General features: G+C 72.7%; 21 protein-coding genes and 1 pseudogene. 17 read left to right on the forward strand and 5 right to left on the reverse strand.

Going from position 1 to position 24,602, the window contains the following annotated elements; translation table 11 throughout:
• The first annotated feature begins 331 nt into the window (after positions 1-331).
• The 9 genes from truD to QT196_RS02620 are packed head-to-tail and all read left to right on the forward strand — an operon-like array spanning position 332 to position 9,803.
• Entirely contained in the window at positions 332-1,435 is a 1,104-nt protein-coding gene (truD, locus tag QT196_RS02580) for a tRNA pseudouridine(13) synthase TruD (RefSeq protein ID WP_290354244.1), read from the forward strand.
• Entirely contained in the window at positions 1,432-2,862 is a 1,431-nt protein-coding gene (locus tag QT196_RS02585) for an aminotransferase class III-fold pyridoxal phosphate-dependent enzyme (RefSeq protein ID WP_290354245.1), read from the forward strand. The genes truD and QT196_RS02585 overlap by 4 nt, the downstream gene beginning before the upstream one ends.
• A gap of 14 nt (positions 2,863-2,876) precedes the next feature.
• Positions 2,877-3,623 carry a class I SAM-dependent methyltransferase gene (locus QT196_RS02590; RefSeq protein ID WP_290354246.1) on the forward strand — a complete coding sequence of 249 codons (747 nt, stop codon included), beginning with the start codon at positions 2,877-2,879 and terminating at the stop codon, positions 3,621-3,623.
• Between the two features lie 36 nt (positions 3,624-3,659).
• Complete coding sequence (locus QT196_RS02595) at positions 3,660-5,081, forward strand: hypothetical protein (RefSeq protein WP_290354247.1); 1,422 nt, start codon at positions 3,660-3,662, stop codon at positions 5,079-5,081.
• Positions 5,078-5,743, forward strand: coding sequence for a 2OG-Fe(II) oxygenase (locus QT196_RS02600; RefSeq protein ID WP_290354248.1), 666 nt, complete (start codon positions 5,078-5,080; stop codon positions 5,741-5,743). Before QT196_RS02595 ends, QT196_RS02600 begins: the two co-directional genes overlap by 4 nt.
• Positions 5,737-6,642 (forward strand): class I SAM-dependent methyltransferase, encoded by a 906-nt coding sequence (locus tag QT196_RS02605; protein ID WP_168477177.1) that lies wholly within the window; start codon positions 5,737-5,739, stop codon positions 6,640-6,642. Before QT196_RS02600 ends, QT196_RS02605 begins: the two co-directional genes overlap by 7 nt.
• A 1-nt stretch (position 6,643) precedes the next feature.
• Positions 6,644-7,777: a hypothetical protein gene (locus QT196_RS02610; protein ID WP_290354249.1), complete on the forward strand. Its 1,134-nt coding sequence runs from the start codon at positions 6,644-6,646 to the stop codon at positions 7,775-7,777.
• Positions 7,774-9,045, forward strand: a complete 1,272-nt coding sequence (locus QT196_RS02615; protein WP_290354250.1) for a hypothetical protein — start codon at positions 7,774-7,776, stop codon at positions 9,043-9,045. The genes QT196_RS02610 and QT196_RS02615 overlap by 4 nt, the downstream gene beginning before the upstream one ends.
• The gene (locus QT196_RS02620; protein WP_290354251.1) at positions 9,039-9,803 is read left to right on the forward strand and encodes a hypothetical protein; all 765 of its coding nucleotides are present in this window, start codon (positions 9,039-9,041) and stop codon (positions 9,801-9,803) included. The genes QT196_RS02615 and QT196_RS02620 overlap by 7 nt, the downstream gene beginning before the upstream one ends.
• A gap of 33 nt (positions 9,804-9,836) precedes the next feature.
• On the opposite strand, the gene QT196_RS02625 is transcribed toward QT196_RS02620, so the two are convergent.
• Complete coding sequence (locus QT196_RS02625) at positions 9,837-10,367, reverse strand: GrpB family protein (RefSeq protein ID WP_211117279.1); 531 nt, start codon at positions 10,365-10,367, stop codon at positions 9,837-9,839.
• 196 nt (positions 10,368-10,563) lie between these two features.
• Between QT196_RS02625 and QT196_RS02630 the strand changes: the two genes are divergently transcribed.
• From QT196_RS02630 to QT196_RS02650, 5 genes are read left to right on the forward strand one after another with little or no spacing between them, the layout of a single operon-like run.
• A complete protein-coding gene (locus QT196_RS02630) occupies positions 10,564-11,754 on the forward strand; it encodes a hypothetical protein (RefSeq protein ID WP_290354252.1) in 1,191 nt (396 codons plus the stop codon).
• A gap of 5 nt (positions 11,755-11,759) precedes the next feature.
• Positions 11,760-12,548, forward strand: a complete 789-nt coding sequence (locus QT196_RS02635; protein ID WP_290354253.1) for a tyrosine-protein phosphatase — start codon at positions 11,760-11,762, stop codon at positions 12,546-12,548.
• Complete coding sequence (locus QT196_RS02640) at positions 12,545-13,597, forward strand: GNAT family N-acetyltransferase (protein ID WP_290354254.1); 1,053 nt, start codon at positions 12,545-12,547, stop codon at positions 13,595-13,597. The genes QT196_RS02635 and QT196_RS02640 overlap by 4 nt, the downstream gene beginning before the upstream one ends.
• The gene (locus QT196_RS02645; RefSeq protein WP_290354255.1) at positions 13,594-14,085 is read left to right on the forward strand and encodes a protein-tyrosine phosphatase family protein; all 492 of its coding nucleotides are present in this window, start codon (positions 13,594-13,596) and stop codon (positions 14,083-14,085) included. The genes QT196_RS02640 and QT196_RS02645 overlap by 4 nt, the downstream gene beginning before the upstream one ends.
• Positions 14,082-14,708: a 2OG-Fe(II) oxygenase gene (locus tag QT196_RS02650; protein ID WP_168477185.1), complete on the forward strand. Its 627-nt coding sequence runs from the start codon at positions 14,082-14,084 to the stop codon at positions 14,706-14,708. Before QT196_RS02645 ends, QT196_RS02650 begins: the two co-directional genes overlap by 4 nt.
• Positions 14,709-14,835: 127 nt before the next feature.
• On the opposite strand, the gene QT196_RS02655 is transcribed toward QT196_RS02650, so the two are convergent.
• Both QT196_RS02655 and QT196_RS02660 read right to left on the reverse strand, forming a co-directional pair.
• A complete protein-coding gene (locus QT196_RS02655; protein ID WP_290354256.1) occupies positions 14,836-15,294 on the reverse strand; it encodes a nucleoside-diphosphate kinase in 459 nt (152 codons plus the stop codon).
• An 11-nt stretch (positions 15,295-15,305) separates the two neighbouring features.
• Complete coding sequence (locus QT196_RS02660; protein WP_290354257.1) at positions 15,306-16,064, reverse strand: helix-turn-helix domain-containing protein; 759 nt, start codon at positions 16,062-16,064, stop codon at positions 15,306-15,308.
• 1,228 nt (positions 16,065-17,292) lie between these two features.
• Here QT196_RS02660 and QT196_RS02665 point away from each other — a divergent pair.
• Positions 17,293-17,418 (forward strand): annotated as a pseudogene (locus tag QT196_RS02665) (restriction endonuclease); the annotation flags it as partial.
• Between the two features lie 145 nt (positions 17,419-17,563).
• Here the strand turns inward: QT196_RS02665 and QT196_RS02670 are convergent.
• Positions 17,564-18,268, reverse strand: coding sequence for a hypothetical protein (locus QT196_RS02670; RefSeq protein WP_290354258.1), 705 nt, complete (start codon positions 18,266-18,268; stop codon positions 17,564-17,566).
• A 597-nt stretch (positions 18,269-18,865) separates the two neighbouring features.
• Here QT196_RS02670 and QT196_RS02675 point away from each other — a divergent pair.
• Complete coding sequence (locus tag QT196_RS02675) at positions 18,866-19,960, forward strand: PP2C family protein-serine/threonine phosphatase (protein ID WP_290354259.1); 1,095 nt, start codon at positions 18,866-18,868, stop codon at positions 19,958-19,960.
• A gap of 53 nt (positions 19,961-20,013) precedes the next feature.
• Here the strand turns inward: QT196_RS02675 and QT196_RS02680 are convergent, their stop codons facing one another.
• Positions 20,014-20,349, reverse strand: coding sequence for a helix-turn-helix domain-containing protein (locus QT196_RS02680; RefSeq protein ID WP_168477195.1), 336 nt, complete (start codon positions 20,347-20,349; stop codon positions 20,014-20,016).
• A 304-nt stretch (positions 20,350-20,653) separates the two neighbouring features.
• On the opposite strand from QT196_RS02680, the gene QT196_RS02685 reads away from it, so the two are divergent.
• Complete coding sequence (locus QT196_RS02685; RefSeq protein ID WP_290354260.1) at positions 20,654-24,562, forward strand: Pls/PosA family non-ribosomal peptide synthetase; 3,909 nt, start codon at positions 20,654-20,656, stop codon at positions 24,560-24,562.
• Positions 24,563-24,602: the final 40 nt, after the last annotated feature.

The following is a 24,602-nucleotide window of genomic DNA, read 5'->3' on the forward strand; positions in this document are numbered from 1 at the left end:
GATGCACTTCAGTGGTCGTCGTGCCGGTCGTACGCGGCGAGGCGCCCTTCCGGCCCGTGCGCCGGACGGTCGGGCTCCCCGTTCGGGTACGGGAACGCCAAAGGCAGCGGGCAGCAGTCACCTGTAGACGCTCCTCCGTGCGAGCAGGGCGCAACCACCGACCACCACGGCGGCTGGCGCGCGGGGAGCGGCTCACCCGGGAGGCCGTCCAGCGGGTCGTACCAGGGCTCCCCTGCCCCGGCGCCCGCTCTCCGGCGCTTCTCCCGGTGGCACCCCCGCCCTGTCCGTCCGGCCGGCTGTCCGTCAGCCGTCCCGAGTCCGGAGAGACCCGATGCGCCTGCCCCTGCTCAAAGTCCGGCCGGAGGACTTCCGCGTCACGGAGACACTCGGCCTGGAGACGGCGCCGCCCGACGCGTCCACGCACACCTACCTCTTGCTGTGGAAGCGCGGCCTGACCACGCATGAGGCGCTCGGCGCGCTCTCCGAGGCGTTCGGTGTGGACGCGCAGGACGTGGCGGCGGCCGGACTCAAGGACGAGGACGGCATCACGGAGCAGTTCGTCTCGGTGGGCGCCATGCTGTCGCCCCAGGACATCGAACGCGCCAACGCGCGCGGTCGTGCCGGGGGCAGGGACCACCAATGGCACGTCACGCCGCACGGGTCCGGCACCACGGCGCTGCGGACCGGAGAGCTGGACGGCAACTGCTTCCGGCTGGTCGTCAGGGGGCTGGACGAGACCTCGGCCACGGCCCTGGCCGAGGGCCCGCGGCGGCACACGCACTTCTTCGTCAACTACTACGACACCCAGCGCTTCGGTGTGCCGGGCGGGCCCAAGGAGACCCATCTGATCGGCGGGGCGCTGCTCGCCGGCGACGAGGACACGGCGTTGGATCTACTGCGCCGTTCCGGGTCCGCCGAGGGCGCGCAGGCGCTGGAACACGAAGGCCCCGCCGATGAGTTCTGGAAGCGTCTGGACCCCCGCATCCCCGTCTTCTACCGCTGCGCGCACGCCTCCTACGAGTGGAATGCCCGGGTGCGGGCCCTGCTCCGGGAGTCGGCGGGAGCGGAGGTGGCCCAGGTCGAGCGGGAGGGGCTGCCCTACGCCTTCGCGACCACGCGCGGCGCCGCGCTCGGCCTCGCGGCGCGCTGCCCGGAGCTGGACTACGTCCGCTACCGCTGGACGGACGGGGCGTGCGTGCGCAGCACCGCCGCCCGCCCGACCGTGCTGCAGACGCACCTCTCGGTACACCGCGTCGAGCCCGATCCGCTGCACCCGGGCGGCTTCGCCTGCACCCTCTCGTTCTTCCTGCCGTCCGGTGGCTATGCGACGGCGGCGGTGCACCAGTGGTTCGTGCAGCTCCTCGGCGCACTCGGTGACGGGGCACCGGGCCCCGAGGTGGCCGCGGCCGTGCCGGCGGGAGGCGGGCGCGGGTGAGTGCGGTTCCGGAGCGGACGGTGGCGGGACCGGACGCGCGCACCGTGCTGGGCCGGGTGCGGGCGCACCTTTCCCCGGGGTTGGCCCTCGTGTACGGCATGAACGGCGCGGGGGCGGTCGAGTCCCATGGGGACGGGGCCAGGATCGTCCTCTCCGACGGGCGGTCCGCACTGGACTTCGGCAGTTACGCGGTCACTCTGCTCGGCCGCCGTCATCCGGACGTCCTGCGCGCGGTCCGCGGGGAACTGGAGGCGATGCCGGTCTCCACCCGCGTCCTGGCGAACGGCACGACTGCCGGGTTCGCCGCCGAGCTGGTCGAGTACACCGATCCCGGTCGTCTGACCCGGGTGTGGCTGGGTCTCAACGGTTCCGACGCCGTGGAGGCCGCGCTCAAGCTGGCCCGGCTGGCCACCGGCCGGACCCGGGTCATCGCCGTCGAGGGCGCGTACCACGGCAAGTCGCTGGGGGCGCTCGCCGCCACCTGGAACCGGCGCTATCGCCAGTCCCTGGAGCCACTGCTCGGCGGGGTGACGCACGTCCCCGCCGACCCTGAAGCGATACCCGGGGCCTTCGCGGAAGGGGACGTCGCCGCGGTGCTCGTGGAACCGGTCCAGGGCGAGGGCGGCGTCCGGGCCCTGCCGCCGGCGTTCCTGACCGCGCTGACCGCTGCCGCCCGTGCGCACGGGGCGTTCGTGATCGCCGACGAGGTGCAGACGGGCCTGCGGCGGTGCGGGGAGCGGGCGCTGAGTGTCGCCGCCGGGCTGCGGCCCGACGCGGTGCTGTTCGGCAAGGCGCTGGGCGGCGGCATCCAGCCGCTGTCCGCGCTGGTGGCGACCGAGGAGCTGTACGGGCCGCTGGCCACCGACCCGTTCGTGCACACCACGACGTTCTCGGGCCACCCCCTCGCGGCCGCCGCGGGGAGCGCCGCGCTGCGTGCGGTGGAGGACCTCGCACCCCGGGGCGAGCGGCTGGCGGGCCTGATGGCAGCAGGGCTCCGCCGGATCGCGCGGCGTCATACCGGGCTGATCACCGAGGTCCGCGGCCAAGGGCTGCTGTGGGGCGTCGAGTTCGGCCCGGGTGGTGCGGCCGGTGACGTGCTGCTCGAACTGAGCCGGTGCGGGCTCATGGTGTCCCCGTGCCTGGGACAGCCGGAGGTGATCCGCCTGCTCCCACCGATGGTGGCCACCGACGAGGAGGCCGAGGAAGCGCTGGCCCTCCTGGACGCGACCTGTGCGGCGGTCCCCGACGAATTCCGTTCCGCCGCACGAAACGCCTCCGACGACGGCCTCGCACCCCGCGATAGGTTGCCGGAGAACGGCGCCTGCGCCGACCCGGCCGACGGCCCGGGGCCCGGCGCGGAGGGAGCCGCAGCCGCACGGCACACGGAGGGCCGGGCACCGGTGCCCGGCCGTGGCCCGGTGCGATGAGGAGTGGAGCAACCATGGCTCGCGACAGGAGCTACGAGGAATTCGCCGTCCAGTACGACCAGGGCAGCGCGGACAACATCTACAACACCCTGCTGGACCGCCCCGCGGTGCAGAGCAAGTGCCCTCCGCTCGCGGGGCGGCGGGTCCTGGAGGCGGGATGCGCGGGCGGACAGCTCACGCGCTGGCTGGTCGGCCAGGAGCCGGCGCGGGTCATCGCGCTGGACGCCAGCCCGACGCTGGTGAAGCTGGCCGGCGAACGGCTGGGCGACCGGGCCGAGGTGCGGGTACACGATCTGCGCGAGCCGCTGGACTTCCTCCCCGACGCCTCCGTCGACGTGGTGGTGTCCTCGCTCACCCTGCACTACCTGGAGGACTGGGTCCCGGCGCTGTCCGAGTTCCGCCGGGTCCTCGCGCCCGGGGGCACCGTGGTCCTCTCCACCCACCATCCGCTGAACGACTTCGAGATGTCGCCCAGCGGCGACTACTTCCGCGTCGAGGAACTGCACGACGAGTGGCCCAGCTTCGGACCGCCCACCCCGGTCGTCCGGTTCTTCCGCCGCCCGCTCGGCAGCATGGTCGCCGATGTGCACCGCGCCGGGCTCGTCCTGCGGGAACTGTACGAACCACGTGCCGACCCGGCCCGGCGGGAGGAGTTCGGGAAGCGGTTCGACAAGTTGTCACGCAAGCCGTGGTTCCTCGTGCTGGTCCTCGGTCACCCGGGCGACCTCGCCAGGGGCGGGACGGCACACACCGCCGGGTGACGCCGCCCGGCTGACCACATCCCAAGGAGCAGCCGCGTGCCGAACACCCCATCTGCCGTGGCCGTCGTGGACGGCGACCGGTCCGACGACCACCGCACGCCCACCGCACCGGCGGCGTACTGGACCGTCCGTGGAGGACCGGCCGTCCCGCGCCCCACACTCACCCCGGGCGGTTTCAAGCACCTGCTCGTACCGAGCCTGGCCGCCGGCTGCCTGTCCGACCAGCCGTGGCGCCTCGCCAACGCCCCCCGGATCGAGGACCGCAGGCTGCTCTCCGCGATGCTGCGGCATCTCGGGGCCAGGGTGGACGAGGACGGGCCCCGCGTCACGGTCGACGCGTCCGGTCTCAACGGCAACGCTCTTCCCACGCATTGGAGTGCCGGCATCCACGGTGGCGTGTATCTGCTGCCCACGGTGCTCGCGACCCGGGGCGAGGTGACCTCCGGCCGGCACGGCGGCTGTGCGATCGGGGGCGGGACGCAGGGCTCCCGTCCGCTGTCCCACATCGCCGCGGTATTGGAGCGGTTCGGTGCCGTGTGCGAGGTGAGCGCCGAAGGGTTCCGTGCCACGGCACCGCGGGACGGGCTGCGGGGCGCCCGGATCGACCTCGCGGACTTCGCGGAGCCGGAGCCCCGCACCAAGACTCCCACCGGTCCGTACTACTCGGGTGCGACCAAGACGGCGCTGCTCGCCGCGGTCACCGCGCGGGGAACGACGGTGCTGGACAACCCCTACCCCAAGCCCGACGCGCTGGAGCTGGCGCGGATCCTGGGCGGGGCCGGAGCGCGGGTCGAGGTGTCCCGGGAACGGATCACGGTGGAGGGTCTGGGCGGTCCCCTGGGCGGTGCGGACATCACCCTGCCCTCGGATCTGATGGAGATCGTCACGTTCATCGCGTGGGCGGTCCATCTGCGTCGCGAGCTGGACCTGGTGCTCCAGCGGCCCGACGTGGTCCGCTCGGGTCTCGCCCCGGAGCTGGCGTGCCTCGCCGCGATGGGCGTGCCACTGAGCTGGGAGGGGTCCGTACTGCGGATCACGCCGCCGGAGCACCTGCGGGGCACCGACGTCCTGGCCGCCTCGCACCATGTGTACAGCGACGCCGGTCCGTTGTTCGCGCTGATGCTGCTGGGGGCGGACGCACCGTCACGGCTGACGGACGGGGTATGGGAGAACCGCTTCGGCTACGCGGAAGGTCTGCGCGGCATGGGCGCCGTACTCGACCGGGCCGGAAACGAACTGCGCATCTCCCCCGGTCCACTACAGCCGTCCCCCCGGCCCCTGGTGGCCGGTGACCTGCGGGCCGCCGCCACCCTGCTGCTCGCCGCGCTGGGGACCGGCGTGCCGCACCGGCTGCACGGCGTCGACCACCTGGCCCGCGGCTACGAGAACCTGCCCGCGAAGCTCGCCGCACTGGGAGCACGTATCGAGGTACCGGAAGAGACGGGAGAAACCGCATGACGGCCGCCGCGGTGCTCGACCGGGACGCCATCGCCCGCACGACCATGGCGCACGAGCCCTTCGTCTGGGGGCTGGTGGCGGACTCCCTGCCCGGGACGTCGGCCCGCCGCCGTCTCGCTGCGGAGTTCCCCTCCGAGGGATTCGTCCTCACCGAGCGAGCGGGCGGCACCAGCGCCGGCAAGGGGTACCGCACCTGGAACCTGACACTGGTTCAAGGCGGCGTCCCCCTCCCCGAGGGCATGCGCCGGCTGACCCCGCTCTGGCAGGGCCTGGTCACGTCACTCCTGGACGACGGCTACCGCACGGCGGTCGCCGAAGCCACCGGCCGCAGCCTCGACGGCTGTGCCCAGGAGATCCGCGCCGTACGGTACGGCTCCGGCTCGTGGATCGACCCGCACACCGACCGCGCGGACAAAATCGTCACCCAGACCTGGTACTTCAACGAGGGCTGGCGCCCGGAATGGAGCGGAGCGCTGCGCATCCTGCGCTCCCCCGCCGTGGACGACGTCGCCGCCGAGGTCCTGCCGGGACTGACCGACTCGGTACTGCTGGTCCCCTCGCCCGACTCGTGGCACACCGTGATGCCGGTCGCCGACGGGGCGGAGCAGGACCGGCGCGTCCTGCTCGTGCACTTCGTGTCCCAGGAGCGCACGACATGGTGACCCCGGCGCCCGGCCGCCACGGCGACCCCGAGCAGACCCGGGTGCAGCACCGCTATCACCGGGAGCTCTTCCCCGCCCTGCACGACTGGGAGCGCACGGAAGCCTCCATCGTCGAGTTCACCGGGGAGAGCGGCCCCAAGGGACTGCTGGGCCTGGACCAGATGGGCCACTTCGGCCCGCAGGGCTGCGATCTCGTCACCGGCCTCGTCCGCGACACCTTCCCCCACGGCTCGCTGACCGTGGGCGAACTGGGCAGCGGCTTCGGCGGCGCGCTGCGGTACCTGGCGGACGCGCTCACCACGGGCGGCGGTGGTGTGGCGCGGATGTACGGCATCGATCTGGTCCCCGAGCACTGTGCCGTCAGCCGGCGCATCACGGCCGCGCAGGGACGCTCCGACGTGACCGAGATCTGCGCCGACGCGTCCGACGTGCCCCTGCCCGACGGCGCACTCGACGTCATCGTCGTGACCGGTTCGATGCCGCACTTCCCGCGGCCCGGCGCGGTACTGCGGGAGGCGGCCCGCCTGCTGCGCCCCGGCGGCCTGCTCGTGGTCACCGAGGAGGTCAGCCTGGCGCCGCCGGACCGCGGACCGTCGGCCGCCTTCCACGAGGTGCACCCACCGGACGTCTTCTTCGTCACGCCCCTGCCGGACCGGCTGCGGCAGCTGCGCGAGGCGGGGTTCACCGGGGTGCTGCGCAGGGATCTACGGGAGTGGGCCGTCGCGTTGCTCACGGACCGCCTGAAGGTGGTGCGACTGTTCCACGGAAGCGTGGTCGGCATCTACGGCGCGGAGCCGGTGGACCTCATCCGCCGCACGCTCACCACCGCCCGGGACGAGTACCTGGCGGGTCGGCTGCTGCCCTCGCTGATTACCGCACGCCGGGCGGAGGCTGCCTGACATGACGTCAGAATCGCCCAACCTCCGGACGGTGTCCGGCCAATGGGGGCCGGTGGCCTGGTCGTACGCGGCCGGGGACGACGCCGAGACCGCACGGGTCGCGGCACAGCTCGTGACGACCGCGCCCTCGGTCTGGCCCTCGTACGACCTCATCCGCCTCAGTGTGCGTGCCACGCGGGACCCGGCTGCGCTGGACCGGCTGGAGCAGGCGGCATCAGGGCCCGTCCGGCGACTGCGCGAGGAGCATTACCGGCGTGCCCCGGACGGGACGTGGCTCTGCTGCGGCGACCGCCCCGCGGACACGACGGGGCCGGCGCTCCCCCGGCACGCCGTCGGCTTCCGCGACGGGCGGTGGACGATCCTGCACGATGACGGCAGCGGTACCGGTGAGCGCGCGCGGACCGGCGACATCGTGCTGCGGGCCCTGGTGGCCGCCGCGCTCGGGACCCTCGGGGCCCTGACGGTGCACGCATCCGCGGCAACTGGCCCGGACGGGCGGGCCGTTGTGTTCCTCGGCGACTCCGGTACGGGCAAGAGCACACTCGCCCTGGGTCTCGCCCGGGCGGGTGGGCGCTTCGTGAGCGGCGACCGAACCCTGCTGGTACCGGGCCCTGGTGGCTGGTGGGCCGTGGGGGCCGGGCTGTTGCCCCGTTTCCGCTGGGGCACGCTCGAAGGGCTGGGCCTGGCGACGCGGGTGCGTGATGCCGCCCTGCTGCGCCACGGTGACGGCCGCTGCCGGGTGGCCGACCTGCCGCTCGCACCGGCCAAAGTGGTCTTCACCCCCGCGGAGTCGGAGCGCGTACTGGACTTCCGCACGGCCGACTGCGCCCCGCTGGGCAGGCTGGTGGTCCTGTCCCCGACGGCGGGTGGCACGCCCGAGGCGCGTGCGGTCGCCCCCGGGGCGATGGCCGCTGCCGTCCGGGCGCAGGCGCTCCCCTCCGACGCCGGCTTTCTGAGGTGGCCGGCCACCGGCTGTCCCGCCGATGTGGGGGGCGTCGCCGACCTCGTCGAAGAGGTGGCCCGGTCTTCCCTTGCCTGGGATCCCGTCGATCACCGGGTTGAGGAGGCGCTGGACCGTGCCCTGGCGGACCCGCCCGGTGCCCCGCCGCCCGGCCGCCGTGCCGCGGGGCCGTGACCGGCATGTGGGGGCCGCTGGGCATCATCGGTGGCGCCGTCCTGCGCGGCGCCGGGTGCGGGACGGGTGTCCTGCTGCTCGTCCGCCCACCGGCCGCCGTGCTCTGGTGGCTCATCGGATGCTGGCTGCTGTACCAGGCCGGGGCCGCCCTGGGCACCGCCGGCCTGGCTCCGGCCGCCCGCGCCCGCGACCGGGCCGCCCGCGTCAGGCTGCTGCGCGCGGTGGAGCGGCTGGGCGCGGTGCAGCGGATGGACATGGCGCAGCGGCTGGGCGCGGCCCCCGGCCACTGGGAACCGGGGTCGCTGCGGGACCACTTGTACGCCGCGGCGGGCGTCGCGATCCGCTGGGAGCCGAAACCGGGTGCGGCCGTCGCCGTGCTCGCGCACCTCACCGGCTCCCTGCTGACGCTCGCCGGTCTGGCCGCGGCGCTCGCGGTCGTCGATCCCGCCCTGGCGGTGGGCGTCGGTCTGTGTGTCGCGCTCGCGCTCGGTCTGGTGATGCGGCCTCGCGGGCGGCGCGCGGGGGCCACCGGACGAGCCGGCTGGGACGCCCGCCGTCGTGCGTCGCGGACCGTCGCCGTGCTCGTCGGTGTGCTCGCTGCCGGTGCCGCGCTGGTCCCGCTGCTCGCCGCGGCGCGCCGTCCCGACGCCGCCGTGGGCCTGTGTTCGGCCGCGGTCCTGCTCGCCCGCTTGGTGTACGGCCTGACGGCCGTGGACCTGACGGCCCTACGGCACCGGCGGGTGACGCGGCGTCATCTGCGGGAGGTCGAGCGGGCGGCGGCGCCGGGCGGCGGGGAGCCGGGGGCCGCGCCCGCCGGGATCGTCGTCGTCCCGGCGCGGCCCGGCCGCCTGGGCTTCGCCGACCTCGCCGAGAACGTGCATCTGGGCGCACTCGGCCCGGACGACTCCGTACCGGAACGGCTCCCCCGCACCGTACGGCTGTGCCGCCTGGACGCGCTCGCGCGGTCCCTGCCGCGCGGCTGGCGCACCGTACCGTCCGCCGAGTTCTCCGGCGGGGTCGACCTGGACGAGGAGACATGGCGGAGGATCGCCGCCGCCCGGGTCAGTGCCCTCCTCGAACGGGGTGCGACAGAGGTGCTGCTGCCCGGGGAGCCCGATCCCTGCCTGGCTGCGGTGCTGGCCGACTGGAGTTCCCGCGCCGGTGTCCGGGTGCGGGTGTGCGCCGGGCCCGAGGGGGCCGCGCCCGGAGGGGCCGAACCCGAGGAGGCCGCGCCCGGAGGGGCCGAACCCGAGGAGGCCGCGTGGTGAAGCGCTCATGTCCCCTGCCGCTCGTCGCGGGGCTGCTGGGCGCGGCGGCCGCCCTGCTGGTGGCTGCCGTGGGCCTGGGGGTGCACGCGGCGCGGACCGGCGGGCCTCTGGTGCCGCCGTTGTACGGTGCGGCGGTCGCGTGCTGCTGCGCGGGCTTCCTGGGCCGCTGGACCGGCGCTCGCACGGCTGCCGTCCGCACGGATGCCGTCCGCACAGCCACTGTCCGCACGCCCTGGCAGCCGCCCGCCGAGATCCGGTCGTCAACGGTCCGTCATACCGTGGACCGAGCCGTACGGCTGGGGGTGGCCTTCGCCGTGCACCCGGTGCTGCCGCTGGCCTTCCTGCCGCTGTGCCGGACCGTGCCGGCCCCCGCCGCGCCTGCCCTGAGCGGCGCGGACGCCGACGCGGCCCGCGCGGTGCGCCGCATCGTGCGTACCGCCACGGAGGACGCCTGGACCGGCCCGTCCGGGGCGGCGCTCGTCCCGCTGCTCCTGCGGCGCCACACGGAGTTCTCGGCGCGCGTGGCACGGGCCACGGCCCGGTCCGCGCGCCGGGCCGCAGCCGACGGGGTGCGCGCCCAACTGCCCGTGCTGTACGCCCTGGTGCTCTCGGCCACGGTGCTCACCCTGGCCGACCCGATGCCCGCGGGCCCCGCTGCGACCGCGACGGCCGCCGTCGTGTTCCTCACGGTGGTCACGACACCGCTCAGGCACGACACCACTCAGGTGCGAGAGCCGACGGGACGGCCTGGGGCTTGATCGGGACGGTCCGGGGGCCTGATACGGCACGGGTCAGACATCGCTCGGACCGGGCTCCCACCCGCGTCCCTGCGCCCACGCGTCGGCCCGGCGCATCAGCTCCCACACCACCGAGGACTTCTCCGCGGTGTAGGCACGCCGGTCCGTGCCGTACCGCTCGGCCAGCAGGGCCTTCCGCGACCCGTAGAACTCCGCGTCCGCAGGGCTCTCCCGGAGATAGTCGCGCAGCAGCAGGCAGAACTGCTCCTCGAAGCTGCCCGCCCGCCGGACGTGCACATGGGTACGGGGGCCGGACGCCTCGCGGAAATACCGCTTGGTGAGATCCGGGTTGCCCGCACGGAACTCGAATCCCGCCGCCTCCAACGGCGCGCGGTAGGCGTTGGGTTCGAAGGCGCGGACGGACACCTGGATGTCGATCACGGGCTTCGCCCGCAGCCCCGGCACCGCGGTCGAGCCCACGTGGTCAATACGCAGCGCGATGTCCCCGAGCCCGGCACGCAGACGGAAGCCCCGCTCCGCGAAGAGAGCCGGCCAGGCATCGCGGTACTCCACGACCTCGATCACGCCTCGCACCTTATCCGTGCCACCGGCCCTCAGTCGGCCCCGGCGTTCCGCCGAGCGGAACGAAACGAGAACCGGGCAGATCGCCGTTCCACGTGGGGGAACACCGCCTTCTCCCGCCCCGTCGGTTCGGCCACCATCACACCGTCAGGACCTGCCCGGAGCCTTCGCGCCTCCACTCCCCCGACGAAGGAGGCCCATGGCCGTCACCGCCGCATCCCCGCAGACCGGCTCCCGTCCGGCGGGCCCGCTTCCGGCCGACGAGACGTTCCGGCTCGCCCTGCCACCGGCGGAACTGACCGTGCACAGTGCGCTGCCCGGTCTCCGAGCGGCCATCAGCGGCCTGGTGCACCCCCTCTTCGAGGTGGGCGACACCCTGTCCCCGACGGCTCCGCGCCTGACCGTGGCGCTGCGGCCCGACCTGCCCGGCCCGCAGGAACTGGACAGCGCGCCACAGCTGCTGGTGCACCCGGCCGGACCGCGCTTCGTCGTCCTGGAGCGCTCCGCCGACCGCACCGTGCTCCTGCGCGACGGCGAGGCCGACAGTGCGCCCCTCGTGATCACCGCCACGCCCGGCACGGGATCGGTGTCCGCCGAGGCACCGGACGCGGGACCGGCCTCCGTGCGGGCCGTCGTCCGGTTGCTGGGCACCCTCCTCGGCGCACAACTCACCGGTCGGGGTGCGGTGTTCCTGCACGGCTCGGCCGTGTCCGTAAAAGACTCTTCGGTGCTGATGCTGGGGCCCAAGCACCGGGGCAAGTCGTCGCTGGCCTTCCTCGCCGTCACGCTGTGCGGCGCGGACTTCGTGTCCGACGACATCCTCGTCGCCTGGGCTCGACAGCCCGGCGACCCGCCGACCCTGCGGGGCTGGCCGAAGCGCATCGGCATCGCCACGGCCCTGCTCGCCGGTCACCCCGCCCGCGAGGCCTTCGCGCGCGCGTCGCTCCGGCGCCACCGTTCCGGCACTCAGCAGGTGTGCGCCGACACCGCCTGGAGCACCACGCCCGACGGCCGGAGACGACTCTTCGCGGATCTGGACGAGTTCACCGCACTGACCGGAGCCGCCGTGGCCACGGATACGCGCCCGGCGGGCATCGTGTTGCCGCAGGCAGACCAAAAGGTCCGGGGCTGGAAGATCGTCCCCGTCTCCGACCGGGCCGAGGCGCTCGACGACGCCCTGCTGTCCGGGCCGGACCTGCGGCACTACACCGACTACCTCGGCCTGCTGCCCCGCCCGCGTCCCGAGCCCGCGGTCCGCGCGGACGTCCTCGCCACGCTCGATGCCCTGCCGTGCGTCCGGGTCCGCTACGGCCCGGACGCCAACGCCGACTTCCCGCGCTTCTGGGGCGAGGTCACCGCGGCGCTCGCCCTGCCGGACCGGACGCGGTGAGCGCCGTGTCCGCCGCACCCGGAATCAACTACCGCATACCGCTGGCATCCGGTCTGCGGCCCGGCATGCTGCACCGGTCCGGTGACCTCACCGCCTTCACCGCGGACGAGGCCGGACTGCTCGTGGCACAGCACGGCCTGGCCTCCGTACTGGACCTCCGCTCGGATCCCGAGGTGGCACGCTACGGGCCGCCGAGCGGACTGCTCGCCCACGGCGTGCGCTGGCTGCGCGTGCCGCTCACCGGGTATCCACGGGACACCATCGCCGCGCGGCGCCCCGGCGTCGGCGACCGCACGCGTTACCTGCACGGCATCCTGACCGACGCGGCCCCCGGGAGCTGGCCGTTCCTGTTCCGGACGCTCGCCAGGGCGGCGGACCGTCCGTTCCTGTTGAGCTGCCACTTCGGCAAGGACCGCACCGGCGTGGTCGTGGCCACCGTGCTGACGCTGGTCGGCGCCCCACGGCACGAGATCGCCGCCGACTACGCCGCCGGTATGCCCGACCTGCTCGCCAAGGCCGACCGCTTCAGGGACAAGTGGCTGCGCCGCGGCCACACGCGTGAGGAGTACCTCTCCCGGTTACACACCTCCCCGGCGACGATGGACCGCTGGCTGGCCGAGGTGACGGATCGCCATCGCGGGTTCGAGCAAGCACTGTTGGGGCTTGGCGTGGCGGCGGGCGACCTCGCGCGGGTGCGCGGAGAACTGGCCGCGTCCGCACCCTTGCGCCCCGGGCATGCCGTGCGCCCCGGGCACCCGGCCGACGCCGGCGACGCGCTGGACGGCCGTCGATGAGCGGCCGCGCACCCGGGGACGGCATCCGGGTGCGGACGCCGGTGCCGGACCACACGTGGCACGACATCCTCGCCGAGGCCGGCCAGGACGCGTTGCCGAGCCAGACGCCGGCCTGGCGGTCGGCCGTGTGCGCGCACGGCTGGCGGGACGCGTCGCGCCTGTACACCTGGCCCGACGGCACCCGACTGCTGGTGCCCCTGGTGCGGTCCGCGGACCGGACGTCTGCGGAGTACGCGTCGTGGCCGGTGGGGTGGGGCGTGGGCGGTGTGCTCGGGGCTCCCGCCGCCCTCACTCCCGACCGTGCGAGGGCCGTGCTGCGTGACCTCGCGTCGCTGCCCACGGACCGGGTGTACCTGCGTCCGCCTCCCTCGTCGACCGCGATGTGGGACGCGCTGGTTCCACCGGGCACCCGGCGCAATTCGCGGCTGACCCAGATCCTCGACCTCGACGGCGGCTTCGACCACGTGTGGCACCAGCGCTTCCGCGGCAAGCTGCGCTCCGCCGTCCGGCGGGCCGAACGGGCCGGACTCACCGTCGAACAGGACGGCTCCGGCCGCCTCCTCCCGGAGTTCGACCGGCTCTTCGAGCTGTCGCTCGACCGCTGGGACCGCCAGTCGGACGAGCCGGCGGGGGACGTGCGCCGACGGGTGCGGGCGAAGTATCCGCTCACGAAGTTCACCGCCGTCGCCGACCACTTGGGCGCGCACTGCCGTATCTGGCTGGCGCGCCACGACGGTCAGCCGGCCGCGGCGGTGGTGGCACTCCACCAGGGGCCGTACGTCGTCTACTGGCAGGGCGCCATGGACAAGGTCCGGTCCGCGCCCACGTACGCCGCGCCCTACCTGCTGCACCTGGTCATCAAGGACGCCTGCGCACGCGGCGCGCGGGCGCTCCACATGGGGGACACCTACCCCGGCACCTCGGTGACCCGCTTCAAGACCGCCTTCGGCCCGGACGAGTACCACACGGCCGGTTACTGGATCCCGGGGGCGGACTCCGGCAGGCGGGTGCCGGTACAAGACGAGAAGGAAGACATGAGGACGCCATGAAGGACCGTCACTGGAGGACCCGTTACCGTGTCGGCGCCTACGAGGTGTGGGGGACCTCCCTGGACAGTGAGGAGCGCCGACGGCGGGCACCGTACGCTGAGCCTGCCGATATCGGCCTCTATCTCGACGAGCGCTGGCGCGGCGAGACGGACGCCCGTACCCCGTACTTCGTGTACTGGCCCACGCTGGAGGCCCCGGTGGAGAGGTCGCTGCTGGTGCGGCGGATCAAGGAGGCCGCCACCGCGCTGGCGAACGGCACCACGGTGGAGGTGGCCTGTTTCGGCGGACACGGCCGCACGGGGACCGTGCTGTGCTGCCTGGACGTGATCCTGGGAGAGACGACGGCGCAGGCGGCGCTGGAGCGGATCCGGCGGGAGTACTGCCACTACGCGGTGGGGGCGGCCGAGCTTCAGCACTTCCTCTTCGATGTGGAGAAGGAACTGACGCCCCGGGCCCCCGAGCCGTTGCCTGCCGGGGAGACCCGTTGAGCACACCGATGGTCTCCTTCGACCGCACGACGGCCGAGGACGAACCGTTCCCCTGGTACCACGTCCGGGACACCTTCGCCCCCGGCGACGCGAAAGCGCTCTGCGAGACGTTCCCCCGGGACGGGTTCCAGATGGTCACGCGCACGGGCAGCAACAAGTCGTACACGATGTACCACCGCCAACTGCATCCCGTGGAGGGCGGCGAGAGCGACACCGCCGGGCTCGCGGGACCCTGGCGCCGCCTGGTCGCCGAGGTCACGGGGCCGGCCTACCGTGCGGCCGTCGCCGACCTGACGGGACTGCCGGTCGGCGACGCGACCGTCGAGGTCAACGCCTGGCGATACGGCGGGAGTTGCTGGCTGGCCCCGCATGTCGACAAGCCGGAGAAACTGGTCACCCACGTCCTCTACTTCAACGAAGCGTGGCCGGAGGGGCACGGCGGTGATCTGTTGCTGCTGGGTTCCTCATCCGGTGACGACGTGGTGCGGCGGATCGCCCCCCTCGCCAACACCGGAGTCCTGCTCGCACGGGGCGAGAACAGCTGGCACGCCGTGGAGCGGGTGCGCGACGGGGCGGGTGGGCTGGAGCGGCTTTCGGCCCAGGTGGTCTTCCACCGTGGGTGAACTGCCGGAGGGGCGGCATGGACGGACGGGCGGCACATGCGGAGTGTGCGGCACGGACTAAGCGGGTGGCACAGACGGCAGGGATGGGGCGGACGGAGCGGGTGGCCCGTGCCGCCACTCCACTCCCCTACCGGCACGGCCGTACAAGGGGACCGAACACGCCCCGCTCATGGTCCCGTTCGCCGCGCGTTTCCGGGCAGTGGGCGACATTGCGCCGCTCGTCCGTGCCGAACCGACGGCGGATGTCCTTCTTGACGCGGCGGGCACGGCGCAGCGCGTCGTCGCCGACGACGGCCAGCAGCAGCATGGGCCCCTCACAGAGGTAGGCGAGTGTGAGCGGGCCGTCCGGCTCGTTCAGCTTCTCCGGGTACCAGCGCTCGGCCTGGGACCTGGTCAGCCGGAGATGTCCCACGGGTTCGACGGCCAGTCCGGCCTGCCGCAAGGCCCGTACCACCTCCGGGGCCAGCCCCCGGCTGACGCCGTCCGGCTTGACCAGCACATGGGTGTCCCGGGTGGCGTCGCAGGGCGCCGGCTCCCCGCGGCCGGACCGTTGCCGGATGACGGACAGGAGACGGCGGCGACGCACGGGGCGGCGGTTCACCGCGCGGGAAGCGGGCCGGAGGCGCTCCGCAGGGCGCGCGCGAGCATCACTCCGGCGGCCCGGAGGTGCGTGGCCGTCCGGACCGGGTGCGTCAGCTCGGCTGCGCCCGCGACGGCCAGCGCGGCGATCAGGGCGTCGAAAGCGTCCACCACGGGCGCGGCGATCGCCACCGTCTCCGGCCCGCAGCCCGCGATCGCGAAGCCCTGATCCGCGACGCGCGTCAATTCTTCTGCCGACGGCTCGCGAACAGCCCGACGAGGTCCGTGCCACTCGACGCGACCGGTGCCGACGGGGGCGAGCCGGGCGCGGTGGGCCCGCAGGAGCTTGGTCACCGCGCAGGCCGCCGCCTCGCTCTCCGCCGGTGAGCAGGCGCCGGGCTCGGCCCCCCGGCCTCCTAACACCCCTCCCGCCATGACCGGTTCGAGACCGTTCGGGAGGAACAGGAACGCACTCTGCCGGGTGAGGTCATGTATCCGTTTCAGATGCGGATGAGCCAGTTGACTCAACATGCGTTGGCGGGGCACACGCGTGCCCAGAGTGAACAGGCTGAGCCCGAGGCGCAGCCCCCGGTCCCCGCGCTCCAACATGCCCGCGTCGACGAGTTCGGCTATCAAACGGTGGGCGGTCGGCTTGGGCATGTCGGCACGGCGGGCGAGTTCGGACAGGGCCAGCTCATAGTCCCCCGGACGGAAACAGTTCAGGATCGAGAGCCCCCGGGAGAGCATGGAGCGTGTGGTGCGCGTCGGGCCGGTCACGTAAGTGTCCTCCTGGTCGCTGAGCGGGCGGTAGCGGGAGGTTCGGTCCTCGGCCAGGGGGCTTCGGACGCTGACTCAACTGAATCCCCCGTTATGGCCGTTGAACGTCAGCCGCTATCAGGCGCGGATCCCGGTCGTTGGCCGACACCGGGACTCGCCGGTCTCACATCAGCCGGGCGACTGTTCCGTGGCCAGAACAGCCCTGCCGCCGGAAGAACAGAAGGCGACACCCACCCGTACTTCTGCGAATTCGCGCCGCGGAGAGCACTGCCTCTCCTTATTGACCATGACCGAATATGAGGCGTTCTCGAACTCGGTGAGATTGCTCATTTCTCATCCCCCGTCACACCCGCGACCCTGGCCAACCGGGCCTTCGCCACACACAGACCAACAAGCCTGGAACCGGCCACGGCGCGAGAAAAGCGGAGCCGTCGTGCCGCGCTCGTTTTCTATCAGGTCGCCGCAACCCCCTGTATCCACGGTCGAACCTTCCGGCCATCAGCCCGCTTCGCACCGCCGCCACCTCCCGTCACTCCCCTCCAAACCACATGTCCGATTCGCCCACCTTCGCCAACCTCTCAATCACCTCAGAGCGGACACCTGACGCCACATCAGCACGTAACATGCACGTCGCAATCCGTACTTTTGGCCGTAAACCACAGGTCAGATACCGATGTCGCTGAAAGACCCCCAGCCGGAAATCCCCTCAGCATTCAGCGACGGGCCGCAACACCTGGGCACGCACCACCTCACGATTCCGCCCTTCCAGTTTCACTGCAGCGGCACAAAGGTCGTCTCCGATCTCCGGCGAGGAAAAAGCCGCTGGATATCCGACCCCAGGATTCTGCGCGCGTTCACGAAGCCACGACGCGCCATCACCGCCCAGCCCCCGCCCCCGCGCTGCTCCCGGGGTATCGGTGGCATCATGAACGAGGTCTCCCAGCCTTGAGTCGAAGATCGTTTGAATCTCCTGCCCCACGGCTTTCGGTTCATTGCCTGCCCCGCCCGGGCCGGTCTCGTCGGTCCGTACGAGACGGGGCATAGGCACCGGAGAACGCGGCGCGGGTGGCGCACGCGACGCTGCCGCATCATCCGGCACCGACATCGCAGCCGACCCGTACGGCGAGGGGCCGAGACCACCGACGCCCAAACGTCTCCGGCCGCCCCCGAACTCAGCGTCCAGAGCGAAGAGCCAGCAGCAGAAGATGTCTATCTGGCCGATGATGCCGACGTGGGCCCGGAGGAATTCGAGCAACTGGTGGCGCTCCTGGCTGAACGTGATGGCTGCCTGGAGGTCCGTGTCGTCGGTGGCGCCAATGATCTGGGTGCCGATGTTCTCGCTGTGACGCCCGACGCCCCGTGGCAGGCCGGCAGCTGATCAAGGCGTATGGCAGCGCGCCCCACCCAGTGCGGCCCCGACCCGGAGGACCGGGTCGGGGCCGCACGGTGTGGGTGTGCTTCTGCACGCCGCTGGCGTCCGTCAAGCGTCGAAGCGGACCTCAGTTGTCCGTGCCGTCACCGGGGACGGCGTCGGCGGGGTCGGTGTGCCAGTTGGTGACGATGGGCTTGTCGACGGTGACGGCGCCGGTGGAGACGCTCGCAGGGTCGGAGTCGGACGTGCCGATGGCCGCGATGAGGAACGTGAACTCAACGCCGTTGTTGTCATTGGTGGTCTTGGGGTTGATCCCGGCGTAGGCGGTCGTGGAGCCGCTGAGCTTGATCGCCGGGCCGACCGACTGCTCGGCGCTGCTCGCCTCGATGCCCTTCGAGCCGAAGGAGACCGAGGGCAGCCCGCTGGGAATCGTGCAGGTGACGCCGGGCTTGGCACGGGCGGACAGCAGGATGTAGCCGCCGGCCTGAGTCTCGGAACGCGCCGAGAACTTCAGATCGTTGGCCCCACAGGCCTGCCCGTACCCCTTCCTGCCGCCGCCCGGGGCCGACTCGGCACCCGACGAGGACGCACCGTCCTTCCCCGACGTGCCCCCCTCCGACGACGAACCGGCCGCCTTGCCGCTGTCAGAACTCTCCTGGGACGCACCGCTCGACGACTCCGCGGTGGCCTTGGCGGAGGCCGCGGAGTCGCCGCCCGAGGCCGACCCGCCACCGTCGGCCGGACCGCATGCAGTGACAGTCGCCGCGAGCACTGCGCCGGCAGCCGCGGTGAGCGCGACACGTCGAATGCGGGCGGCGTAGGTGCGGTTCAACAGATACTCCTCGTTGCGTGCAAAGGCAGAGGGACCAGACGGAAAGCTTGCTGGTCCCTCATCGGATGTCCCCATTCTTACGCACGCAGTTGCCGACCCTGCGCGCGGGTAACGCCCGAACGGGCTGGTCAGACAGAGATGTTGGCCTCAACAGGGCGGGAGAGGCGCGAGCCCACGAGAGGGCTATGCCCAGCGGTGGGAGGAGTTCGCCCAGCGGCACGGCGGGCAGCCGGAGGCGATGCCACCGCTGCGGGCGCGCGGCGGCGGCCTGCTCGCGGGTGGAGCTGGTGGCGGCCTGGCTGGACAGGAGCCTGGCCGCACTCAGCCCGGTGCCGGAGGTCCCGCCGGGCGGTGCGGCGGCCCCGGGAGCGGGCTCCGGCCCGGCCGGGGGCGAGCATAAATTCGCTCACACATTCGATTACGGCTTTCCGTCATCACTTCCCGACGACACCGGTCACGAATGCGGCGGAAGGCGTGAGAGCGGCGGCGCAAGCTCCCACCACCAGCCATCAAACAACTGGGCCGCACCACCCCACAGCCACCCGACCCACCCCCGCCAGAGCGCTATGTCCCCTTTGCATAGATACCCTGTGAAGTGTGATCGAGTCTGGACGGCCGCGGCTCCGTCGGCGCCACGGCCGATGGCTTGTGCGGCTGTCGCCGGTGATCCTGACCGTCGTCATCGCCAGTCTGGCCTACGCCACTCCCCCGGAAGTGGCCTTCAGTCGCCTCCTGCCTGCGGCGCCGGCCCTCGCGGCCGCGATGTGGCCGGTGCTCCCGACCGTCCTGCTGGGGACGGTCTGCCTCATTCTGATGATCGGGCTCAGCCTGGTGTTCCCGGGGCTGGGGACGTGGTGGACGGCTGCGGGGATCATCGCGGTCACCGTGGCGGCCGCGTACGGAAGTCATGTCCGGCTCCAGCGGGAGCGGACCCTCTTTCAGGTGCGGCTCGTCGCCGACGCGGCGCAGCAGGTGGTGCTGAGTCCGATGCCGCGCCGCTTCGGGCGCGTCGAGATCGAGTCGCTGTATCTCGCGGCCGCGGCGGAGGCCCGTATCGGCGGGGACTTCTACGAGGTGGTCGACACGCGCTACGGGGTCAGGCTGCTCATCGGTGATGTGCGGGGCAAGGGTCTGCCGGCGGTGGGGGCGGCCGCGGCGATCGTCAACTCCTTCCGGGAGGCGGCCTACGACGAGGCCGACATGGTCAGCGTCGCGCGCCGGCTGGACGCCAGCAGCACCCGTTACAACGCAGCCTTTCCCCCCGAGGGGCCGATGGAGCGGTTCGCCACCGCCCTTCTCGTCGAGATCCCGCACGGGGACAGCCGTATCGAGATCCTCAACTGCGGACACCCGCCACCGCTGCTCCTGAACCGCGGGGAACTCCGTGCCCTCGAACCCACCACCCCGTCGCCGCTGCTCAACCTCGCGGAGCTGATCGGCGATCACTACACCATCGACACCTTCGACTTCGCCCCCGGCGACCTGCTGCTGCTCTATACCGACGGGATCGCCGAGGCCCGCGCACGTGACGGCAGGTTCTTCCCCCTGGCGGCCTGGATGGGCCAACAGCCCCCGAAGCCGCCCCACGAGCTGCTCACGGCTCTTCACCGCGACCTCCTCCGCTACAGCAGAGGACGCCTGGAGGACGACATCGCCGCCCTCGCGGTGCGGCTGTGTGAACCCCCGGAGTAGCCGGGCGGGGCGGGGCGACGTGTCGAATGACGAATGCGTTCGGCCTTATTGCCTCAGGACCATGAGGAGGGGCCGGCGGGCAGCAGGGTGATCGTGGCGTGTGCCGCGTCGGGGTCGCCTTCGCAGGAGTACGTGAGCAAGCCGGCCTCGCTGAGCTGGGCCAAGGCCGTGGTGAGGACCTCCGGGGAGGTACCCAGAGCGCGCGCGGCGGGGTGCACGGGAAGGCTGATGACGTGCGCCGTGGCCCGTCCCAGTGCGGGGGCGGTGGTGGCAAGATCCGCGAGAAACCCTGCCAGCGATCCCCCCTCAAGGGCCGAGTGCGCCCTCGCCACCCACGGAACCAGCCAGTCGTCGGCCAACAGCGTCACCAGGACCACTCCTTCCACCACGGTTGGGTTTTAGAGCAGCATCAGCCGGTGACCGACGCGATGCACCGCACACGGCGCCGAACGGGTGACCCGCCGCCCGCACCTGAAAGCGGCAAAGGGGCAGGCCGCGGTGGCGCGCAACCCTATTGCCGCTAACGCTCGCCGCCCCTCGCCGGATGCCGCATATTCGCATGGATGGACGGGTGGATCCTGCGGGCGATGCCTGCGGTTCGCGCCCAGGGGGACGGCGTCGCGCGGCGTGGTGCCACGCCCCCAGCCACTCGTCCCACTCAGCGGTGGAAGGGGGAACAGGGACGAGGAACACATGGCTGAACTGACGTCGGGGCGCATGGTGCGGGAGCTGGATGCCGTCGACGAGAGCGCCGGCTTCCTGCCCGCGGTGTTCGGCGGACGTACGGCTCCCGCCGCGCGGACCCTCCTCGATGTGCTGGACGCCACCGTCCTGATCCATCCGCACGAGTCGGCCCTGGACGACGGACGGACCGCACTGAGCTACCGGGAACTCGCCGCTGAGGTCGACGGGCTGCGGCGACGGCTGGCGTCGGCCGGGATCGGCGTAGGCGATCGCGTCGGGGTGCGGCTGCCCTCCGGCACCCATGACCTCTACGTCTGCATTCTGGCGGTGCTCGCCGCGGGGGCGGCGTACGTACCCGTGGACGCCGAGGATCCGGACGAGCGGGCGAACCTGGTGTTTGAGGAAGCGGCGGTGAGCGCCGTCCTGGAGGCCGGGCGGCGGCTCACGATGACGGGTCCGCGAGCCACCGGCCGTAAGCGCCGCCCCAGTCCCGTGGATGACGCCTGGATCATCTTCACCTCCGGTTCCACCGGGAAGCCCAAGGGCGTGGCCGTCACCCACCGCAGCGCGGCGGCCTTCGTCGACGCCGAGGCCGCGCTCTTCCTCCAGGACGAGCCGATCGGACCGGGTGACCGGGTGATGGCCGGTCTCTCGGTCGCCTTCGACGCCTCGTGCGAGGAAATGTGGCTCGCCTGGCGGCACGGCGCCTGCCTGGTACCCGTGACACGTTCCCGGGTACGGGACGGAGCCGGTCTCGGGCCATGGCTCGCCGAACAGGACATCACCGTCGTGTCCACGGTCCCCACCCTCGCCGCCCTGTGGCCGGCAGAGGCACTCAACGACGTACGGCTGCTGGTCTTCGGCGGCGAGCCGTGTCCACCCGAACTGGTGGAGCGGCTGGTCACCGAGGGGCGGGAGGTCTGGAACACCTACGGTCCGACGGAGGCCACCGTGGTCGCCTGCGCCGCCCTGCTGACCCGTGACGGGCCGGTCATGATCGGGCTGCCGTTGGACGGCTGGGATCTGGCCGTGGTGGACGGGGCCGGGGCGCCCGTCGCCATGGGCGGGAGTGGGCAACTGGTCATCGGCGGGGTGGGACTGGCGCGCTATCTGGACCGCGACAAGGACGCCGAGAAGTACGGTCCGCTGGAGTCGCTCGGCTGGCAGCGGGCCTACCGCACCGGTGATCTCGTACGGGCCGAGCCCGACGGCCTGGTCTTCCTGGGCCGGAACGACGAGCAGGTCAAAATCGGTGGCCGGCGGATCGAGCTGGGCGAGGTGGACGCGGCCCTGTGCGCGCTCCCCGGCGTGAGCGGTGCCGCTGCCGCCGTCCGGACGGCGCGCGGCGGCAATTCCCTGCTGGTCGGGTATGTGGTGACCCGGGACGGCTGGGACCGCACTCAAGCCGTCGAACGACTGCGTGCCCAATTGCCCGCCGCTCTGGTGCCGTTGCTCGCCCCCGTCGACACCCTGCCCACCCGCACCTCCGGCAAGGTGGACCGGGCCGCGCTGCCCTGGCCGCTGCCGTGGACGGCCGGGCCGGAGCCCGGTGCGGCGGGTTCGGCCGGGCTGTTCAGCGGCACCGAGGCGTGGCTCGCCGAGCAGTGGCGCGAGATCCTCGGTGTGCCGGTCACCGACGTCCGGGACGACTTCTTCGCGATCGGTGGCGGCAGCCTGGCCGCCGCCCAGCTCACCACCCTGCTCCGCACCCGCTACCCGGCCACCGCCGTCCGCGATGTCTACCAGCAGGCCACTCTGCGCAAGATGGCCCGGCTGCTGGAGCGCTCCGTGCAGGGCGGGAGCGGCACTCGCTGTGTGCTGCCCGTCCCGGCCCGGGCCAAGATCGGCCAACTGCTCCTGCTGCTCCCGCTCTTCACCCTGGTCGGGCTGCGCTGGACGCTCGCGCTGCTGGCCCTGGGCAATGTGCTGGCGTGGTGCGGCAGCTATCCGTGGGCGCCAACGGCGTCGTGGTGGTGGGTGGCGGCCGGCGGCCTGCTGTTCTTCAGCCCGCCGGGCAGGCTGGCGATAGCGGCCGGCGGGGCACGGCTTCTGCTGCGGGGACTGCGGCCGGGCAGCTACCCCCGCGGCGGACACATACATCTGCGACTGTGGACGGCGGAGCGGCTCGCGGAAGTCAGTGGAGCCGCCGGCCTGTCCGGGACATGGCTGATCCGGTACGGCCGGGCGGTGGGCGCGCGCATCGGACCCGATGTGGATCTGCACTCGCTGCCGCCGGTCACCGGCATGCTCAAGCTGGGCCGCGGGTGTGCCATCGAGCCGGAGGTGGACCTGTCCGGCTACTGGCTGGACGGGGACCGGCTGGAGATCGGTCCGGTGAAGGTCGGTTCGGGCGCGGTGGTCGGTACCCGCAGCACCCTGCTTCCCGGCGCCCGGGTGGGCAAGCGCGCCCAGGTCACCCCCGGTTCCGTCGTCGACGGCCGGGTGCCGACCGGCCAGAGCTGGGGCGGTGCGCCCGCCATCAAACGGGGCAAGGCCGAACGGCGGTGGCCCAAGCGGCGTCCCCCACACCGGGCCCGGTGGACAGCCCTCTACGGAGTGAGCGGCCCGGGGCTGGGCCTGCTACAGCTGCTGGCGGGGATCCCGGCACTGGCGGTGGCGGGCTGTTTCGTCCACACCGGGGCAGGTCTCACGGAAGCCGTACGCGGAGCCCTCATCGCGCTGGTGCCCGCCACTCTGACCTTCGGGCTGACGTACGCCGCCCTGCTGATCGTCGCCGTCCGGCTGCTGAGCCGTGGTCTGCAACCCGGCTGGCACCCGGTGCACGGTGGAGTCGCGTGGCGGGCCTGGACCGTGAGCCAACTGATGGACCTGGCCCGGGGCACGCTCTTCCCGCTCTACGCCGGCCTCATCACTCCGGTCTGGCTGCGCACGCTGGGCATGACGGTCGGCAGACGCGTCGAGGTCTCCACGGTACTGGCGCTGCCCACCTTCACCACGGTGCACGACGGGGCCTTCGTCGCCGACGACACCCTGCTCGCCCCGTATCAGCTGGGCGGCGGATGGCTCCGGATCGGTGCGGCCGAGATCGGTGAGCGAGGCTTCCTCGGCAACTCGGGCATGACCGCGCAGGGGCGCGCCGTCCCTGCACGGTCGCTGGTGGGCGTGCTGTCCGCCGCTCCGAAGAAGGCGAAGAAGGGCGGCTCATATCTGGGGATGCCGCCCATGCGGCTGCCGCGCTCGGCCGACGCCGCGGACGATCGCCGGACCTATGATCCGCCGTCCCGGTTGCTCTGGGGCCGAGGGCTGGTCGAAGGGTGCCGTCTGCTGCCGGTGCTGGTCTCCGCCGCGCTCGGCCTGCTGGTGCTGGCCGCGCTGGCCCAGCTGGCCGGACGCGGCTCTCCGGCGGTGGCGGCGCTGCTGTCCGGCCTGGTGCTGTTGGCCGCGGGAGGCGCCGCCTGTGCGGTGTCCATCGCTGCCAAATGGCTGCTGGTGGGCCGCTTCCGGTCGGCGGAACGTCCGCTCTGGAGCGGGTTCGTATGGCGTGCGGAACTCGCCGACACCTTCGTCGAGGTGCTGGCCGTGCCGTGGCTGGTCGGTGCGGTGCCGGGCACACCGCTGACGAACCTCTGGCTGCGGGCCCTGGGGGCCACCGTCGGCCGGGGGGTGTGGTGTGAAACCTACTGGCTGCCGGAACCCGACCTGGTCACGCTGGAGGACGGAGTGAGCGTCAACCGGGGATGCGTACTCCAGACCCACCTCTTTCACGATCGCATCATCCGGATGAACCGCGTGACTCTCCGTGAAGGTGCCACACTCGGCCCCAACGGCATCGTGCTGCCCGGCAGCACCCTCGGCGCGCGCAGCACCCTCGGGCCGGGTTCGTTGGCGATGGGCGCGGAAACCGTACCGGACAGCACCCGTTGGCTGGGCAACCCGATCGGGGCCTGGCGAGAGTGAGGCACCGCGCGACCATGAACCGTCAGCCCGCCGCCCGGGA

The organism is Streptomyces sp. P9-2B-2 (genome assembly GCF_030406865.1).
Taxonomy (GTDB): domain Bacteria; phylum Actinomycetota; class Actinomycetes; order Streptomycetales; family Streptomycetaceae; genus Streptomyces; species Streptomyces platensis.

Excerpts from the sequence above, each read along its gene's own strand:
- QT196_RS02610 (WP_290354249.1), top strand. The coding sequence starts at position 6,644 with ATGACGTCAGAATCGCCCAACCTCCGGACGGTGTCCGGCCAATGGGGG.
- QT196_RS02685 (WP_290354260.1), top strand. The coding sequence starts at position 20,654 with ATGGCTGAACTGACGTCGGGGCGCATGGTGCGGGAGCTGGATGCCGTC.
- QT196_RS02605 (WP_168477177.1), top strand. The coding sequence starts at position 5,737 with ATGGTGACCCCGGCGCCCGGCCGCCACGGCGACCCCGAGCAGACCCGG.
- QT196_RS02640 (WP_290354254.1), top strand. The coding sequence starts at position 12,545 with ATGAGCGGCCGCGCACCCGGGGACGGCATCCGGGTGCGGACGCCGGTG.
- QT196_RS02600 (WP_290354248.1), top strand. The coding sequence starts at position 5,078 with ATGACGGCCGCCGCGGTGCTCGACCGGGACGCCATCGCCCGCACGACC.
- QT196_RS02590 (WP_290354246.1), top strand. The coding sequence starts at position 2,877 with ATGGCTCGCGACAGGAGCTACGAGGAATTCGCCGTCCAGTACGACCAG.
- truD (WP_290354244.1), top strand. The coding sequence starts at position 332 with ATGCGCCTGCCCCTGCTCAAAGTCCGGCCGGAGGACTTCCGCGTCACG.
- QT196_RS02630 (WP_290354252.1), top strand. The coding sequence starts at position 10,564 with ATGGCCGTCACCGCCGCATCCCCGCAGACCGGCTCCCGTCCGGCGGGC.
- QT196_RS02645 (WP_290354255.1), top strand. The coding sequence starts at position 13,594 with ATGAAGGACCGTCACTGGAGGACCCGTTACCGTGTCGGCGCCTACGAG.